Here is a 16,086-nt window from a genome sequence, read left to right on the forward strand (position 1 = left end):
GTTGGCTAGATCTCCGCCCCCTCCAGCAGCTCCGTCACCAGGGCAGCAATCGGCGAGCGCTCCGAGCGGGTGAGGGTGACGTGGCCGAACAGCGGGTGACCCTTCAGCGTCTCGACGACGGCCGCCACGCCGTCGTGCCGTCCGACCCGCAGGTTGTCGCGCTGGGCGACGTCGTGCGTCAGGACAATCTTGGAGTTCTGGCCGATCCGGCTCATCACTGTCAGCAGCACATTCTTCTCCAGGGACTGCGCCTCGTCGACGATCACGAACGCATCGTGCAGGGAACGTCCGCGGATGTGCGTCAGCGGCATGACCTCCAGCATGCCCCGGTCCATCACTTCCTCCACCACTTCCTGGCTGACCAGCGCGCCCAGGGTGTCAAAGACCGCCTGTGCCCACGGGTTCATCTTTTCGGCTTCGGAACCGGGCAGGTAGCCGAGTTCCTGGCCGCCCACCGCGAACAGGGGCCGGAAGACGATCACCTTGCGGTGCTCCCGGCGCTCCAGGACGGCTTCGAGCCCGGCGCACAGGGCCAGTGCGGACTTGCCCGTACCGGCCCGGCCGCCGAGGGACACGATGCCGACCGACGGGTCCATCAGGAGATCGATCGCCAACCGCTGCTCAGCCGAGCGGCCATGGAGTCCGAAGACGTCGCGGTCGCCCTTGACGAGCCGGACCTGCTTGTCCGCCCCTACCCGTCCGAGGGCCGAGCCGCGGCTGGACAGCAACACCAGCCCGGTGTTGGTCGGCATCTCGGCCGCCGCCGGGATGAACACCGGCTCGTGCCCGTACAGGGTGGCAACCTCGTCCTCGCCCGCGTCGAGCTCGGCGACGCCGGTCCAGCCGGAGTCCTTGACGAGCTCATTGCGGTACTCGTCGGCCAGCAGCCCCATCGCCGAGGCCTTGACGCGCATCGGCAGGTCCTTGGACACCACCGTCACATCGCGGCCCTCATTGGCCATGTTCTTCGCCACCGCGAGGATGCGGCTGTCATTGTCCACCCCGCGGAACCCGGCGGGCAGCACCTCGGCGGAGATATGGTTCAGCTCCACCATGAGCGTGCCGCCGTCGGGGCCCAGCGGGATGGGACGGTCCAGACCGCCGTGCTCGAGCCTCAGGTCATCGAGCAGCCGGAGGGCCTTGCGCGCAAAGTAACCCAGCTCTGGGTCGTGGCGCTTTCCTTCAAGCTCGGTGATGACGACGATCGGCAGGATGACCTCATGCTCCGCGAAGCGCAGGAGGGCCCGCGGATCGGACAACAGCACAGAGGTATCGATCACGAAACTGCGGGCCGTGCCCCGGCTCCCTGTTCCTTCCCCGGAAACAGCAAGACCGGCCGCCGCGGAATCCGCTGCACCGGTCTTTGAGGTGGCTCGCTTGGCGCGAGAGGTAGCTTTCTGTCCCTGATCGGAAATGACGTCGGGCAGTTGCTCAGAAATAGCCACATCGACTCCAGCCCCGGGGCAATGCCCGGAATTGTTATTGGTGAGGCGGCTCGGCCTGGAGGCCGGACGCGGCCTCCCATACACCCGGTGCGAAAATCCGCTCCATGTACTGGCCTCCCCGATCGGCCGGCGAATTACCTGCCGATGGGATTAACGTACGTCTCCGGTGGCCGGTTTGTCCGATAATTTTTCGGCGATTCTTGTTGCCGTCTTGTGAACTCCGCGTGAACCGCTCAAGCGCCGAAGCGGCGCTGCCTGCCGGCGTAGTCGCGCAGGGCGCGCAGGAAGTCCACCTTGCGGAACGCCGGCCACAAGGCCTCACAGAAGTAGAACTCACTGTACGCGCTTTGCCACATGAGGAACCCGGACAGCCGTTGCTCCCCGGAGGTCCGGATCACCAGGTCCGGATCCGGCTGGCCCCGGGTGTAGAGGAAGCGCGAGATGTCATCCACGGTGAGTTCATCGGCCAGTTGTCCGATGTCCGTTCCCCGGGCGACGGCGTCGTGCAGCAGTTCCCGGACGGCGTCGACGATCTCCCGCCGTCCGCCGTAGCCGACGGCGACATTGACGTGCAGCCTCTCCTGCGCCGGTGTGCGGGCCGTCAGGTTGTTCAGCCGCTCGGCGAGGTAGTCCGGCAGCAGTTCGGGGGCGCCCATGGCGTGCACCGAGATGTTGGCGTCCTCGTCCAGCCGGTCCAGGGTGTTGGCGATGATGCCCATCAGGAGATCGAGTTCCTCGCCGGAGCGGTTCATGTTGTCCGTGGAGAGCATGTACAAGGTGACCACCTTGATGCCCAGCTCCTGGCACCAGCCGAGGAATTCGTGGATCTTGTCCGCGCCGGCCTGGTGGCCCTGGCTTGTGGGGGCATTGAACTGGCGCGCCCAGCGCCGGTTCCCGTCGACCATGACGCCGACGTGCCGCGGGATCCGTTCAGGATCGAGGGAGCGTTGGAGCTTGCGCTCGTAAAAGCCGTAGAGGAACCCGGGCAGTTCCATCCGGAGATTCACCTGGCTTCCTTGAGGTACTTGTTCAGTGCACATCCTAGGCTACCTGCCGGAGGGCCGTGCCGGGTGCAGCTGCGCCGCCGGACAGCCCCGGACGGCTTGTTACTCACGGGTAACTTACTGTTGCGTACGTTATTATTGCGGCATGGAAAGCAACAGTCCGGAGCCCAGGCCGGAGCCTTCGTCGAAGCGGGGAACCCCGGTGGACGACGCCGCGGTGCGCCTGGCCGAACTGCTGATGATCAAGCCCAAATGGCGGGGCTGGATCCACACCGTCACCGCTCCGCTGGCGCTGGCCGCCGGGCTGGTGCTGGTGATCCTGGCGCCGCCGGACCTGAAGGTGGCCTGCGCCGTCTATGCCGTCACCGGGGTGCTGCTGTTCGGCGTCAGCGCCGTCTATCACCGCGGGAACTGGTCGCCGCGCGTGAAAATCGTCCTGAAGCGGCTGGACCACACGAACATCATGCTGGTGATCGCCGGAAGCTACACGCCGCTCGCCTGGGCCCTGCTGGACCGGCAGCAGGCCGAAGTGCTGCTGTGGGTGATCTGGTCCGGGGCCATCATGGGCGTGCTGTTCCGCCTGCTGTGGACCAATGCCCCACGGTGGCTCTACGTGCCGATCTATATCGCGCTGGGCTGCGGCTCGCTGTTCTACCTGCCGGATTTTTTCGCCGCCAACGCTGCCTCGGCGGTGCTGGTCTGCGTCGGCGGCGTCCTGTACATCACCGGCGCCGTCTTCTATGCGCTGAAGAAGCCGAACTTCAGCTACGAACACTTCGGCTTCCATGAGTTGTTCCATGCGCTGACGGTCTTAGCCTTCGCCGCGCACTACATCGCCATAGCCATCGCGGTCCTGGGCTGACACTGCCCGCGCGGATTCTCCCCACCTTTGAAACTGCGACGCCGGGACTCGCCGGCGTTTCGGGCCGACACACCGGGCGCCGGCTTCAATAGTGGGGAAATGCGGCGTCTGGGGCTGGCCCTCGGCTCAGCCGGGCCGTCCCGCCGCGATCAGCCCGGGCAGCTGCCGCATGTCGGAAAAGACGGTGGTTCCGGGACCGGCCAATCGGGAAGCCGGGGTGACACCGCCGGCATACGCGAAGACGTGCATTCCCGCCGCCCGGGCGGCCTGGACGCCGTAGGCGCTGTCCTCGACGACGGCGCACCGCCCGGGCGCGGTGCCGAGGCGCGCGGCGGCGTGGAGGAACAGGTCAGGGGCGGGTTTGCCGTTGGCGACCTCCGTGGCGCTGTAGATGCGGCCCTGGAAGCGGTGCAGCAGCCCGGTCTTGCCCAGGGTCCGGTGCATCTTTTCGTGGCTGCCGCTGGAGGCGACGCAGTGCGGCAGGGACAGCCGGTCCAGGGCGTCCTCGATGCCGTCTACCGCTTCGAGGTCGCGTTCAAACGCCTCCTGGTACCAGCGCCCGTAGTCCCGGTCCCAGCCGTCGGCCAGCCGGACTCCGAGCTGCTGTTCCAGGGCCGCAACAAAGTGCGCCTCGGATTTTCCGACGAAGCGTTCCACGATGTCATTGAGTTCCAGTTCCCAGCCGAGATCGGCCAGCACGCGCTGGTCCACCCGGATGGCGATCACCTCGGAATCCACCAGCACCCCGTCGCAATCGAACACCACCAGCTCAAAGCCGTCCTGACCGGTCATGAGGACATCCTAGCCAGCTGCCCACGCATTCCTTCGACGGAATGAGTGGGGAGGTCGCAGACCATGCCGCGGCACAGGAACACCTGCGGGGCGCCGTCCGGGCCCGCGCCGCGGCCGCGCAGCAGGGGTACTGGCGGGGCGGCGCCGTCGTCCTGGACCGCGACCACCAGCCCGGGGCTGGCCGAGAGCAGCAGTTCCCGGTGCAGCGCGGCCCGTTCCGGCGTGTCCGGACCGGCGACGGCGGCCTCGATGGGACCGGCGAGGGCGGCCTGGGCGGTCGCGAGCAGCCAGCCGGCGGCGCGCGGCGCGCGGACCGCCAGCGGAGGCAGCAGCGAGGCGAGGATGTTGGCCGCCAGCGTGCGGTGTTCGGACGAGCCGGACAGGGCCGAGGAGGTCAGCAGGGCACCGGCCAGCGCTGCGGCACCGCTGGGGGTGGCGCCGTCGAACGGTTCCAGGCCATCCCGGCCACCCTGGGCGGCCGTGACCTGCGCGGACTCCCCCGCAGCGTCCTTCAGGCCGCCGTCGGCCGCGAACCGCCGGCAGGCGGCGTCCAGGATGGCCTCGGCCAGCTCATACCAGCGGGTGTGCCCGGTAACCCCATAGAGCGCGAACAGCCCCTCGGCGCACAAGGCGTAGTCTTCCAGCAGGCCGCCGATTCCGCGCGCCGCTCCGTCGTGGGAGACGCGCATGAGCCGGCCTAGGCCCCGCGCCGCAGGCCGCCAGTGCACGCGGTCAAGATAGTCCGCGATCCGTTCGGCCGCGGCCACAAGTTCCGGCCGTGCCAGGACGGCGCCGGCGTCGGCGAGGGCGGCGACGGCCAGTCCGTTCCAGCCCGCCACCACCTTGTCATCCCGGCCGGGCTGGGGCCGGTTCCTGCGCTCCTGCGCCAGCAGCGGCCGCACCCGCTGCCACAGCGCGGCGTCTTCGCCGGACACTTCCCGGCGCGGATGCAGCGGCGAACCGTCGGCGCTCACGCTTCCGGGCATTCGGACGTTCATGAGGGCCGCCACGGCGGCGCCGTCGGCCGGGCCAAGGAGCGACTCCAGCCCGCCGGGAGTCCACAGGTAGCTGGCGCCCTCGGCGTGCACGCCGTCGATGACCGTGTCGGCGTCCAGCGATGACGCCAGGGCCACGACGCCGGCGTCCGGCCCCGTCTCAGCGCCCGTCGCAGCGCCTGTTACCGGGCCGGTCGCAGGGCCCGCTGCCGGAGCAGGCGCCAGTCCGAGGCGGGCCAGGAGCCAGCCGGCAGTGAGCCCGGCAATCCCGGCGGCCTCGGCCGCCGGGTACTCCGGCGTGCCGCCCAGCCGGACCCAGTGGACGTAGACGCGCAGCAACTGGGCGTTGTCGTAGAGCATTTTCTCGAAATGCGGAACAGACCAGTCGGCCGTCACCGAATAGCGGGCGAAGCCGCCGTCGAGCTGGTCGAACAACGCGGAGCGGGACATTGCCGCCAGGCACCGCCCGGCCATGTCCCGGGCCGCCGTCGCGGTATCCGGGCTTACGGTGTCCGGGCTTACGCTCTCCGGGCTCGCGGTGTCCGGACGTGCGGTGTCCGGAGCGCCGGCCGGCGGCATGGCGGCGTGACGGATCAGGAATTCGAGCACAGCCGCGGGCGGGAACTTCGGCGCGCCGCCGAAGCCGCCGTGGGCCTGGTCCTCGGCGCCGGACAGGGCGGCGACCGCTTCGCCAAGGAGCGCCGCTTCCAGGGCCTCGGGCGGCCGGTCGAGGCGCAGGGCGGCTGCCGGCTGGGACGCCGCGATACCACGGGCAAGGGTGGCAGCGTTGGCCTCGACGGCGCCGCGGCGTTCCGTCCAGGCCTCGCTCACGGCGTCAAGGACCTGCCGGAAGGACGGCCGGCCCGGCATGGGCCGGGGCGGGAAGTAGGTGCCGGCGTGGAAGGCCCGGCCATCGGGCAGGAGGAAGACGGACATCGGCCACCCGCCCTCGCCGCTGATCGCCTGCGTCGCTGTCATGTAGACGGCATCGACGTCAGGGCGCTCTTCCCGGTCCACTTTGATGGAGACAAAGTGGGCGTTCAGGTAGTCGGCGGTGTCCTGGTCCTCGAAGGATTCGTGGGCCATGACGTGGCACCAGTGGCAGGCCGCGTAACCGATTGAGAGGAACACCGGCACGTCCCGGGCGGCCGCGGCGGCGAAGGCCGCGTCACCGAACGGCTGCCAGTGCACGGGGTTGCCGGCGTGCTGGCGCAGGTACGCAGAGGGTTCCGCCGCCAGGGCATTCGAGGCCCCGGACGGTGGGTTGGGGAATCCGCCGTCAGCGGGTTCCGGGTCCCGCATCGCCGTTGACTTCCGGCCGGGTAACCGCGCCGTCGGACCGGGAAGCCCCGCCGTCGGCGGGGAATTCGGTGCCGTCGGAGGGGAATGCGGCGTCCGCGGTCCCGGCTTCGGCGGCCTCACGCTCGGCCTCGACCTGGGCACGGTAGCGGACCCGGCGGATACGCCGCACCATGTCCACGATCAGCAGCGCGGTCAACACCACGATGAAGGCTGTCAGCAGGAAGCCCAGCAGACCCGGGGTGACCTGGTCCTCGGACAGGCCCGGGCGCAGCGACGGCGTAGGGGTCGGCGCCGGCGTTGTTGCCAGGGCGATGAGCAAGGAATGCACGGTGAGGAACCTTCTGTGGAGCTGGTGTCTTTTCTGCGGTGACTCTTCTACGGCGTCATCACTGCAGTCTTTTCTGCAGCGTCATTTCTACGCTGGATAGAAGAGCCCTTTCGTTCCTATCTTAGCCCGGCGAAGAGGTCCGTTTCGGGCAGTTCTGCCGGGATCCGGGATTCGATCAGGGAGTAGTCCTCCCACGGCCAGACCTTGCGCTGCATGGCCGGAGAGACCGCGAAGAAAAATCCTTCCGGGTCCACCTGGGTCCGGTGTGAGCGGAGGGCGTCGTCGCGGGCTTCGAAGAAATCGCCGCACTCGACCTGGGTGGTGGTGGGGTGCGTCGGCTGCGGAGGGGTATGCCCCTCGGCGTCGGCTTCCAGCCACGCGGCGAGCCGCTCGGCATACGGGGACTGCAGTCCGGCCTCCTCCAGCGCGGAGTGGAGGGCGCGGAAGCGGTCCGGGCTGAAGGCGCGGTCATAGTAGAGCTTGCTGGGCTCCCACGGTTCCCCGGCGTCCGGATACCGGGCAGGATCGCCGGCCGCCGCAAAGGCCTCGACGGCCACCCGGTGCGCCATGATGTGGTCCGGGTGCGGGTAGCCGCCGTTCTCGTCGTAGCTGAGGATCACGTGGGGCTTGAAGTCCCGGACCAGCCGGACCAGCGGCGCGGCCGCCCGCTCCAGCGGCTGCAGGGCGAAGCACCCGGGCGGCAGGGCCGGTAGGGGGTCGCCCTCCGGCAGCCCGGAATCGACGAAGCCGAGCCAGCGCTGCCGGATGCCGAGAACGTTCGCGGCGGCATCCATCTCCAGCCGGCGTGCCCCGGCCATATCGCGTTTAGGGTGCGGCTGTCCCTCCATCGCGGGGTTCTGGATGTCGCCGCGGGAGCCGTCGGTGCATGTGGCCACCAGGACGTCCACGCCGGCAGCGGCATACATCGCCATGGTGGCGGCACCCTTGCTGGATTCGTCGTCGGGATGAGCATGGACCGCCAGCAGGCGAAGCGGTGCTGACGGGCTGGGGGATGCTGTCATCGTGGGACGGCTCCTCTTTCTGCTGTTCTGCTCTGTTGGGGGTGCGGCTTGATCTGTACGGGCAGCCGTCCGGAAATATCCCGGTCCGATCCACACTAAACTGGACTGGTGACTTCCGAGGACCAGTCTGCCGCGCCGGCACCTACCAGCCTATCCAATCGTTACGGCGGCCAAAAGCGCGCGCTGTCCCGCAAGGTCAAGCGCAACATCCTGATCGCCGCCCTCGCCGTGGGCATTGCCTTCCTGGCCTGGGTGTCGACGTCGGCGGCCATCGGCGGTGTCAGCTTCAAGGATGTCGGCTACAGCACCCCCGACGCCACGCTGACAGAAATCGACTTCCAGGTCACCAAGGACCCGGCGGCGGCGGCGAAATGCGCCGTGAAGGCCATGGACTCGAAGTTCGCGATTGTCGGCTGGAAGGTTGTGGACATCGGGCCGAACGCGGCCGATGCCGGTACGGACGGCGGACGCACCACAGCCCACCGCATCCAGTTGCGCACGGAATCCCAGGCGGTCTCCGCCGTCGTGGACAGCTGCTGGATTCCCGACGCCGGACACTAACCGGACAACAGGCCGCGGCAAGCGCCGGTAACACGGTGTGATCCACGCCGCAGTCCTCTTTGGTTTATCCACAGGATTGACTACAATGGATCAATACCTTTCCCCCGCTGAGCTGGTTACTGCGTCATAAAAGTGGCCACCGTGGCGGGGTCTTTGCTTGTATGACCACCCAAAGGAGAAGTCCGTGTCTACCACCAACAGCGCAACTGCGGCTTGGCTTACCCAGGAAGCTTTTGACCGCCTGAAGGCAGAGCTGGACAACCTTTCCGGCCCCGGCCGGGCAGAAATCGTCCAGAAGATCGAAGCCGCGCGCCAGGAGGGCGACCTCAAGGAGAACGGCGGCTACCACGCTGCCAAGGAGGAGCAGGGCAAGATCGAGGCCCGCATCCGCCAGCTCACGGCCCTCCTCCGGGACGCCCACGTCGGTGAGGCCCCGGCCGATGACGGCATCGTGGAGCCCGGCATGATCGTCGTGGCAAGGATTGCCGGCGACGAGGAGACCTTCCTGCTCGGCTCCCGCGAAATTGCCGGCGACTCGGACCTGGATGTCTTCAGCGAGAAGTCCCCCCTCGGCGCGGCCATCGTCGGCCACAAGGAAGGCGACAAGCTCAGCTACACCGCCCCGAACGGCAAGGACATCACGGTGGAGATCATCTCCGCCAAGCCGTACGCCGGCTGACACCGCAGCACGCCCTGTTCCGTGACGGAGCACGTTCGCAGAACGGCCACCACAGAACAGCGGTAAAGCGACAGAACAGCAGAACAGCGACGCCGGTCTCCCCTTCGCGGGGAGGCCGGCGTCGTGTTTTCCGCGTGTTGGCGGGGCCGGTTGGGCCGGTCGGCCTGGCCGGAGTCCCCGGCGGGTCCTCTTGCCGGGGATTCAGCGGCCGGCGGGCAGCGACCCCGGGCGCCTGGTGCTCAGCAGCAGCGCCGCTGTGATGCCGCCGATCGCCCCGCCCAGGTGGGCCTGCCACGAGACGAAGCTGGCCACGGTGGGCAGGATTCCGAACAGGATGCCGCCGTAGGCCATGAACAACACCACGGACAGCGCGATCTGCCACCAGTTCCGGTTGATAAAGCCGCGGACCAGGAGGAACGCGAAGAGCCCGAAGACCAGCCCGGAGGCGCCCACCGTGACGCTGGCGCCGCCAATGAGCCACACCATGAGCCCGGACGCCAGCCAGCTGGCGGCCAGGGCGGTGATGAACACCCGGTGCCCGGACAGGAACACGAGGAACCCGAAAATGATCAACGGGAGCGTGTTGGACATCAGGTGGGCCAGGCTGGAGTGCAGCAGCGGAAACGTCAGGATGTCCAGGATCCCGTCCAGGCTGCGCGGACGCAGACCGAAAGTGCGGTTCAGGGAGTGGAACAGGGCGGTGTTGAGGATCTCGATCAGGTACAGCAGCACCACGAAGGAGCCCACCACCAGCAGTCCCCGGCGGGCCCGCACCGCGGTGCTGTCCCCCTCGCGCGGCGGCCCGCCCGGAAACGCGTCGCTCACCATGGCCCCTAGTGCACCACGATCGGCTGGAAACCCTCGGCGCGCAACGCCGCCAGGACCTGGCTGCAGTGCTCGTGGCCCTTGGTTTCCAGGTTGACGGTGATGGAGACGTCGCCCATGCTGATGGAGCCGCCCACCCGGGTGTGGTCCAGGCCCGTGACGTTGGCGTCGTTCTCCGCGATGATGCGGGCGATCGTGGCCAGCGAGCCCGGACGGTCGTCCAGCATCATCCGCACGGTCATGTACCGCCCGGCGGCGGAGAGGCCGCGCTGGATGACCTTGAGCATCAGCATGGGGTCGATGTTGCCGCCCGAGAGGACCACCGCAACGGTTCCCGGGTTTTCGATCTTGCCTTCCATGAGCGCCGCGACACCGACGGCCCCGGCAGGTTCCACCACCATCTTGGCGCGCTCCAGCAGAAAGATCAGCGCCCGGGCCAGGGCGTCTTCGCTGACGGTGACGACGTCGTCGACGAGCTCGCGGATGATGCTGAACGGCAGCTGGCCCGGCCGGCCCACGGCGATGCCGTCGGCCATGGTGGACACCTTCTTGAGCGGGACGAGCGCGTCGGCGGCGAGCGAGGGCGGATAGGCGGCAGCGTTTTCGGCCTGGACACCGATGATGCGGATATCGCGGCCAAGTTCCTTGGCACGTGCCTTCACCGCGACGGCGACGCCCGCGAGGAGTCCGCCGCCGCCGACACCCATCAGGATGGTGTCGACGTCGGGGACCTGCTCGAGGATCTCCAGCCCGACCGTCCCCTGGCCGGCGACGACGTCGACGTCGTCGAAGGGGTGGACAAAGACGGCGCCGCTTTCATCGGCGTAGCGCTTGGCTTCCGCCAGCGCCTCGTCCACGTTATGGCCATGCAGCACCACCTCGGCGCCGTGGCTGCGGGTGGCGGCGAGCTTGGGCAGTGCGACGCCGAGCGGCATGTAGATCCGGGCCTTGATGCCCAGGCTCTTGGCTGCGACCGCCACACCCTGGGCGTGGTTTCCGGCGGAGGCCGCCACGACGCCGCGCTTCTTTTCGGCGTCGGAGAGCTTGGCCATCCGCACATAGGCGCCGCGGACCTTGAAGGAGCCGGCGCGCTGCAGGTTTTCGCACTTGAGGAAGACCTCGCCGCCCACCGTGCTGCCGAGGGCCCGCGAAGACTCCACGGGCGTCCGCGTAATAATCCCGTCGAGCAGCTTCTGCGCCTCCAGGACATCGTCCAGCGTGACGGGCAGGCTCTCAAGGGTATTCACGAACTGTTCTCCTTCTTTGGATCAGGCGTCGGTGCCCCGTCCGGCATCGCTGCCCGGAGCACCGCTGTTGGGTGCGGCGCCCTCGCCGCCGGGGTTTGCGCCCGGCAGGTGGACGTCTGTGAAGGTGGTGTCTGCGCCGGGTTCGGGGGCGGGACCGCCCCCGGCTCCCGCGGTTGCCAGCACTTCATCATGTTCCCACGTTCTGCCCGCAATGTAGCGAATCGACGAGTTTGCTACGGCAAGGATCGGCACGGAGAACAATGCGCCGGGGATCCCGGCGAGGTAGGAGCCCGCTGCGACGGACAGGATCACGGCGACGGGGTGGAGCGAGACGGCCTTGCCCATGACGAGCGGCTGCAGGATGTGGCTTTCGAGTTGCTGGACGCCGAGCACGATCGCCAGCATGATGAGGGCGTTGACGGGCCCGTTGGCGACCAGCGCCAGCAGCACGGCGATCGCGCCCGTGACCAGCGCGCCGACCACCGGGATGAACGAACCGAGGAAGACCAGCACGCCCAGCGGCAGCGCGAGCGGCACGCCAATGATGGCGGCGCCGACGCCGATTCCCACGGCGTCCACGAACGCGACGAACATTTGGATTCGTGCGTAACTGACCATCGAGGTCCAGCCGCGGCGGCCCGCGCCGTCCGTGGCGCGGCGCGCCTTCCGGGGCATGAGGCTGACGAGGAAGGCCCAGATCCTGTCGCCTTCGAGCAGGAAGAAGATCAGGATGAACAGGGCCAGGACCAGGCCGGCGGCGAAGTGCCCGGCAGTGCTCCCGAACGTCAGGGCCCCGCTGAGGATGCTGCTGCTGTTGTTCTGCAGCGCGGCGGTGGCGTCCTCGATGTACTTGTCGATCTGTGCGGCCGTCAGGTGCAGCGGGCCCTCCGACAGCCAGGTCTGTACCTGCTGCACACCCGTGAGCGCCTGGGACCACAGCTCGCCGAAGCCCTGCACGAGCTGGCGCCCGACCAGGGTCAGGGCACCGACGATGAGGCCAATGAAGCCGAGCACCGTGATGGCGACGGCGAGGCCCTTGGGCACGCGCCGGTTGGCCATCCAGCGCACTGCGGGGCTCAGGAGCCCCGCGAGGAGGGCGGCCACCATGACGGGGATGATGAGGAAGCTGACATGGCTGAGCAGCCAGACCAGCAGCCCGATCACGAGCAGGATGAGCCCGCCGCGCCACGCCCAGCCGGCGGCGATCCGCACGCCGTAGGGAATGTCCTGGTCGATCTCCCGATCGGTCCGTACCCCGGCCACGGCACGTGCGCCGGTCCCGGCCGCGGAATAGGAGGGGCTTGTGGCAGGTGCGGCGTCCTCAGCTGGCGTCATAGCCCCATGATTCCGTAGGCGACGCTCAATAGGAAACCAGCAACCAGCAGCCAGCAACCGGCCACCCGCAACCGCCCTGGCGACGGGCCAGGGCACCGGGCCGGCGACTGGCCGGCGACTGGCCGGCGACCGGCCGGCGTCAGCCCGCCGGGTCCGCCTGTGGGGTCAGGGTGTGGTGGCCGTCAGCGCGGCGGAGATGCCCCAGGTCATGGAGAACTGCTCCCCCGGCGCGAGCCAGCGCAGGCCCTCGCCGCTGTTGAACGCGTTGGCGGGACCGGTCATCGGCTCGATCGCGACCGCCTTCGACCGGCCCGGAAATTCCGTCGTGACAAAGACATGGACGTAACCGCAGCTCGCGTCCTGCCACAGGCTCACCGTCCGCCCGTCGGGTGAGCGCAGCGTATGCCGCGCGACGCCGCCGTCGAACTCCAGGTCCGTGTAGGCCGAATCGAGGTCCAGGGTCCCCACCGGCCGCCCGCCGCGCAGATCGAAGTCGCCGCTGACCGGTTCACTGCTGCGCGGGATGAGGCGGTCGTCGGCGACCAGCCTGGTCCGGGCGTCCACGCTCACGGTGAGGTCTTCGCTGGGCACGTCGCCCAGCCGCAGGTACGGGTGTGCGCCCAGTACGAACGGCGCGCGGTCCTGGGAGTCGTTGATCAGGGTTTGGCGCACCACCAGCCCCAAGTCCTCGGCCAGTTCATAGCGGACCCGGTGCCGCATGAGGAACGGGTAGCCGTGCTGCGGGAAAACCGCCGCTTCCAGGGTTACGGAGAACTCGTCCTCGTCCACGAGTTCGTAGGAGGAGTTCCGCAGCAGACCGTGGCTGGCGTTATTGCGGGAGACCTCTGTGATGTCCAGCTGCAGCTTCTTGCCGTTGAGGTGCCAGACGCCGTCCTCCACCCGGTTGGCCCACGGTGCCAGCGTAATTCCGGTGGCACCGGGCGCAATGTCGGCATCCCCGTAGGTTTCCGTCAGGGCGGTTCCTGCGCGGCTGTAGAGGCGCAGGCCGGCGGCGAGTTCGGTGACGACTGCCAGGGCGTCGCCGCGCCGGAGCTCGTACTGCCGGCCGGACGCGTACCGCCGCATCGTGTCATTGGCGGCGGAGACATTGCCGGAGGCCGGGGGTGTCGCTGAGAGATCCATGGTGACCACCGTACAGCGCGCACCACACAAACAACCCCGCGAACCCGTATACCTTGGACCCATGACTTCCAGCAGCGCAGGCGTCAGGCTATGAATCCACCCCTGGACAGCCGCGGGCTCGCCGCCCGGTTTGAGACGGTCTTTGGCGCCCGGCCCGACGGCGTGTGGCGGGCACCGGGACGGGTCAACCTCATAGGCGAGCACACCGATTACAACGAGGGCTTCGTCCTGCCGTTCGCCATCGACCGGGCAGCCCGGGTTGCCGTCCGGGTCCGGCCGGATTCCACCGTGCGGATGCTCTCCACGTTCGGCAACCAGGGGCTGACCACCGCCGAGACCGGCTCGCTGGCCCGCGCCAGCGCCAGGGGCTGGACAAAGTACCCGCTCGGCGTCATCTGGGCCCTGCAGCAGCTGGGGCTCCAGGTTCCCGGCGTGGACCTGCTCCTGGATTCCGAGGTCCCGCGCGGCGCGGGCCTGTCGTCCTCCCACGCCATCGAATGTGCCGTGATTTCGGCCCTGAATGGGCTCATGGAGGCCGGCCTCTCCGTGCAGGACATGGTCCTGGCCACCCAGCGGGCGGAGAATGACTTCGTCGGCGCGCCCACCGGCATCATGGACCAGTCCGCCTCGCTCCGGGCCACGGCCGGGCACGCCGTCTTCCTCGACTGCCGGGACCAGAGTGTCCGGCTGGTGCCGTTCGACGCCGACGCCGCGGGACTGGTGCTGCTGGTCATCGACACCCGGGTTTCCCATTCCCACGCCGACGGCGGGTACGCGGCCCGGCGGGAATCGTGCGAACTCGCCGCCGAAGTGCTGGGCGTGGCGGCGCTGCGCGATGTCGGGCTCGAGGACCTCGAGGAGGCCAGCGGGCTTCTGGACGAGGAGACGTTCCGCCGCCTCCGGCATGTCGTCACGGAAAACCAGCGGGTGCTGCAGACGGTCGAGCTTCTGGACACCGTGGGCCCGGCCGCCATCGGCCCCCTGCTCGACGCGTCCCACGCCTCGATGCGCGATGACTTCGAGATCTCCTGCCCGGAACTGGACCTTGCCGTGGACACGGCGCGGTCAGCCGGCGCGATCGGAGCCCGCATGACGGGCGGCGGCTTCGGCGGCTCCGCGATCGCCCTGACCCCGGCTGGATCGGCGCAGCAGGTGCGTTCCGCCGTCGAACGTGCCTTTGCCCGGGCCGGGTATGCCGCGCCGGAGATCTTCAGCGTCAGCCCCGCGGCGGGGGCCATGCGTCTGTGCTAGGCGGGGCGTAGTCTGGGCGCATGCCAGAAGCTGTCATCGTTTCCACCGCCCGGAGCCCGATCGGCCGCGCCTTCAAGGGGTCGCTGAAAGACGAACGGCCGGACGACCTCGCCGCCGCCATGATCACTGCGGCCCTCGCCGGGATTCCTGCGTTCGACGCCGCCGCAGGTCCCGGCCGCGGCCTGGACGACATCTATCTGGGGTGCGCCGAGCCGAGCGGCGAGGCCGGCTCCAACATGGCCCGCGTGGTCAGCATCCTGGCCGGGCTGGACAACGTTCCGGCCGCCACCATCAACCGTTTTTGCGCTTCCAGCCTGCAGACGCTCCGGATGGCGTTCCACGCCGTCAAGGCCGGCGAAGGCCAGGCGTTCGTGGCCGCCGGCGTGGAGGCGGTGTCGCGCTACCGGGACTGGGCCGGTGCCGGCGAGACGGACGCTGGCACGCACAATCCGCGCTTCGCGGCGGCCCGGAAACGCACCGAGGCCCGCGCGGCCTCCAACACCCCGTGGACCGACCCGCGGCTGGGCGGCCGGATGCCGGACGTGTATATCGCCATGGGCCAGACTGCGGAGAACGTCGCCACAAGCTACGGCATCACCCGTGCGGAGCAGGACGCCTGGGCGGTGCTCAGCCAGAACCGGGCCGAGGCGGCCATCGCCGCCGGGTTCTACGCCCGCGAAATCACCCCGTATACCCGCGCCGACGGCTCGGTGGTCGACCGTGACGATTCGCCGCGTCCCGGTGTGAGCGCGGAGGCCGTCGGCGCCCTGCAGCCCGTTTTCCGCAGTGGCGGCACCGTGACGGCCGGGAACGCTTGTCCGCTCAATGACGGGGCCGCCGCCGTCGTGGTCATGAGTGACTCGCGCGCCCGCGAACTGGGCCTGGAACCGCTTGCCCGGATCGTCTCCACCGGTGTCAGCGCCCTGTCCCCGGAGCTGATGGGCATGGGCCCGGTGGAAGCGACCCGCCGGGCGCTCACGATCGCCGGGCTGACCATCGGGGACATCGATCTCGTGGAGCTCAACGAAGCGTTCGCGGTCCAGGTGGTGGCCAGCGCCCGGGAACTCGGCATTGATCCGGAGATGCTCAATGTCCACGGCGGCGCCATCGCGCTCGGCCACCCCTTCGGGATGACCGGCGCACGCATGACCACCACGCTGCTCAACGGGCTCCGCGCCCGCGACGCCTCCCTCGGCCTGGCGACGCTGTGCGTCGGCGGCGGCCAGGGCATGGCAGTTGTGTTCGAGCGGCTCAGCTGAGCGATTACAGCTGAGCGATTACAGCTGAGCCGCTGC

15 protein-coding genes are annotated in these 16,086 nt (G+C 69.0%); 5 read left to right on the top strand and 10 right to left on the bottom strand.

Translation table 11 applies throughout. The features are described from left to right. Nucleotides 1-5: 5 nt before the first annotated feature. Both C560_RS0107915 and C560_RS0107920 read right to left on the bottom strand, forming a co-directional pair. Nucleotides 6-1,445 carry a PhoH family protein gene (locus tag C560_RS0107915; RefSeq protein ID WP_026537783.1) on the bottom strand — a complete coding sequence of 480 codons (1,440 nt, stop codon included), beginning with the start codon at nt 1,443-1,445 and terminating at the stop codon, nt 6-8. Nucleotides 1,446-1,678: 233 nt separating this feature from the next. Beyond that, the gene (locus tag C560_RS0107920; RefSeq protein WP_043422814.1) at nt 1,679-2,440 is read right to left on the bottom strand and encodes an isoprenyl transferase; all 762 of its coding nucleotides are present in this window, start codon (nt 2,438-2,440) and stop codon (nt 1,679-1,681) included. Between the two features lie 154 nt (nt 2,441-2,594). Here C560_RS0107920 and trhA point away from each other — a divergent pair, with 154 nt between their 5' ends. Continuing rightward, complete coding sequence (trhA, locus tag C560_RS0107925) at nt 2,595-3,311, top strand: PAQR family membrane homeostasis protein TrhA (RefSeq protein WP_026537785.1); 717 nt, start codon at nt 2,595-2,597, stop codon at nt 3,309-3,311. A 126-nt stretch (nt 3,312-3,437) separates the two neighbouring features. On the opposite strand, the gene C560_RS0107930 is transcribed toward trhA, so the two are convergent. The 4 genes from C560_RS0107930 to mca all read right to left on the bottom strand — a co-directional run bounded on the left by C560_RS0107930 (nt 3,438) and on the right by mca (nt 7,750). Continuing rightward, nucleotides 3,438-4,103: an HAD family hydrolase gene (locus C560_RS0107930; protein WP_026537786.1), complete on the bottom strand. Its 666-nt coding sequence runs from the start codon at nt 4,101-4,103 to the stop codon at nt 3,438-3,440. Beyond that, nucleotides 4,100-6,400, bottom strand: a complete 2,301-nt coding sequence (locus C560_RS0107935; protein WP_026537787.1) for a thioredoxin domain-containing protein — start codon at nt 6,398-6,400, stop codon at nt 4,100-4,102. Before C560_RS0107935 ends, C560_RS0107930 begins: the two co-directional genes overlap by 4 nt. Further along, a complete protein-coding gene (locus tag C560_RS0107940) occupies nt 6,378-6,728 on the bottom strand; it encodes a hypothetical protein (protein ID WP_018774709.1) in 351 nt (116 codons plus the stop codon). Before C560_RS0107940 ends, C560_RS0107935 begins: the two co-directional genes overlap by 23 nt. 116 nt (nt 6,729-6,844) lie before the next feature. Beyond that, the gene (gene mca, locus C560_RS0107945) at nt 6,845-7,750 is read right to left on the bottom strand and encodes a mycothiol conjugate amidase Mca (protein ID WP_018774710.1); all 906 of its coding nucleotides are present in this window, start codon (nt 7,748-7,750) and stop codon (nt 6,845-6,847) included. 108 nt (nt 7,751-7,858) lie between these two features. Between mca and C560_RS0107950 the strand changes: the two genes are divergently transcribed. Continuing rightward, entirely contained in the window at nt 7,859-8,311 is a 453-nt protein-coding gene (locus tag C560_RS0107950; protein WP_026537788.1) for a DUF4307 domain-containing protein, read from the top strand. Nucleotides 8,312-8,495: 184 nt separating this feature from the next. Then, nucleotides 8,496-8,990 (top strand): transcription elongation factor GreA, encoded by a 495-nt coding sequence (gene greA / locus C560_RS0107955; RefSeq protein WP_026537789.1) that lies wholly within the window; start codon nt 8,496-8,498, stop codon nt 8,988-8,990. Between the two features lie 201 nt (nt 8,991-9,191). On the opposite strand, the gene C560_RS0107960 is transcribed toward greA, so the two are convergent. The 4 genes from C560_RS0107960 to C560_RS0107975 form a co-directional block, all read right to left on the bottom strand. Further along, on the bottom strand, nt 9,192-9,818 hold the full coding sequence (locus C560_RS0107960) for a rhomboid family intramembrane serine protease (RefSeq protein WP_026537790.1): 627 nt from the start codon (nt 9,816-9,818) through the stop codon (nt 9,192-9,194). A 5-nt stretch (nt 9,819-9,823) separates the two neighbouring features. Then, entirely contained in the window at nt 9,824-11,062 is a 1,239-nt protein-coding gene (gene ilvA, locus C560_RS0107965) for a threonine ammonia-lyase (RefSeq protein WP_026537791.1), read from the bottom strand. Nucleotides 11,063-11,083: 21 nt separating this feature from the next. Next, on the bottom strand, nt 11,084-12,397 hold the full coding sequence (locus tag C560_RS0107970) for an AI-2E family transporter (protein WP_197026123.1): 1,314 nt from the start codon (nt 12,395-12,397) through the stop codon (nt 11,084-11,086). Between the two features lie 165 nt (nt 12,398-12,562). Continuing rightward, nucleotides 12,563-13,540 carry an aldose 1-epimerase family protein gene (locus tag C560_RS0107975; RefSeq protein ID WP_043422775.1) on the bottom strand — a complete coding sequence of 326 codons (978 nt, stop codon included), beginning with the start codon at nt 13,538-13,540 and terminating at the stop codon, nt 12,563-12,565. A gap of 90 nt (nt 13,541-13,630) precedes the next feature. Here C560_RS0107975 and galK point away from each other — a divergent pair, with 90 nt between their 5' ends. Together galK and C560_RS0107985 are read left to right on the top strand one after the other, a co-directional pair. Beyond that, on the top strand, nt 13,631-14,791 hold the full coding sequence (gene galK, locus C560_RS0107980; RefSeq protein WP_026537794.1) for a galactokinase: 1,161 nt from the start codon (nt 13,631-13,633) through the stop codon (nt 14,789-14,791). Between the two features lie 20 nt (nt 14,792-14,811). Beyond that, entirely contained in the window at nt 14,812-16,050 is a 1,239-nt protein-coding gene (locus C560_RS0107985; protein WP_026537795.1) for an acetyl-CoA C-acetyltransferase, read from the top strand. Nucleotides 16,051-16,086 lie beyond the last annotated feature (36 nt).

The sequence above is a fragment of the Arthrobacter sp. 9MFCol3.1 genome (assembly GCF_000620385.1).
Classification (GTDB): Bacteria; Actinomycetota; Actinomycetes; order Actinomycetales; family Micrococcaceae; genus Arthrobacter.

What these genes read in the sequence shown, in the direction of transcription:
- C560_RS0107920 (WP_043422814.1), bottom strand. Translation starts at nt 2,440, where the DNA reads ATGGAACTGCCCGGGTTCCTCTACGGCTTTTACGAGCGCAAGCTCCAA.
- trhA (WP_026537785.1), top strand. Translation starts at nt 2,595, where the DNA reads ATGGAAAGCAACAGTCCGGAGCCCAGGCCGGAGCCTTCGTCGAAGCGG.
- C560_RS0107930 (WP_026537786.1), bottom strand. Translation starts at nt 4,103, where the DNA reads ATGACCGGTCAGGACGGCTTTGAGCTGGTGGTGTTCGATTGCGACGGG.
- C560_RS0107935 (WP_026537787.1), bottom strand. Translation starts at nt 6,400, where the DNA reads ATGCGGGACCCGGAACCCGCTGACGGCGGATTCCCCAACCCACCGTCC.
- mca (WP_018774710.1), bottom strand. Translation starts at nt 7,750, where the DNA reads ATGACAGCATCCCCCAGCCCGTCAGCACCGCTTCGCCTGCTGGCGGTC.
- C560_RS0107960 (WP_026537790.1), bottom strand. Translation starts at nt 9,818, where the DNA reads ATGGTGAGCGACGCGTTTCCGGGCGGGCCGCCGCGCGAGGGGGACAGC.
- C560_RS0107970 (WP_197026123.1), bottom strand. Translation starts at nt 12,397, where the DNA reads ATGACGCCAGCTGAGGACGCCGCACCTGCCACAAGCCCCTCCTATTCC.
- C560_RS0107975 (WP_043422775.1), bottom strand. Translation starts at nt 13,540, where the DNA reads ATGGATCTCTCAGCGACACCCCCGGCCTCCGGCAATGTCTCCGCCGCC.
- galK (WP_026537794.1), top strand. Translation starts at nt 13,631, where the DNA reads ATGAATCCACCCCTGGACAGCCGCGGGCTCGCCGCCCGGTTTGAGACG.
- C560_RS0107985 (WP_026537795.1), top strand. Translation starts at nt 14,812, where the DNA reads ATGCCAGAAGCTGTCATCGTTTCCACCGCCCGGAGCCCGATCGGCCGC.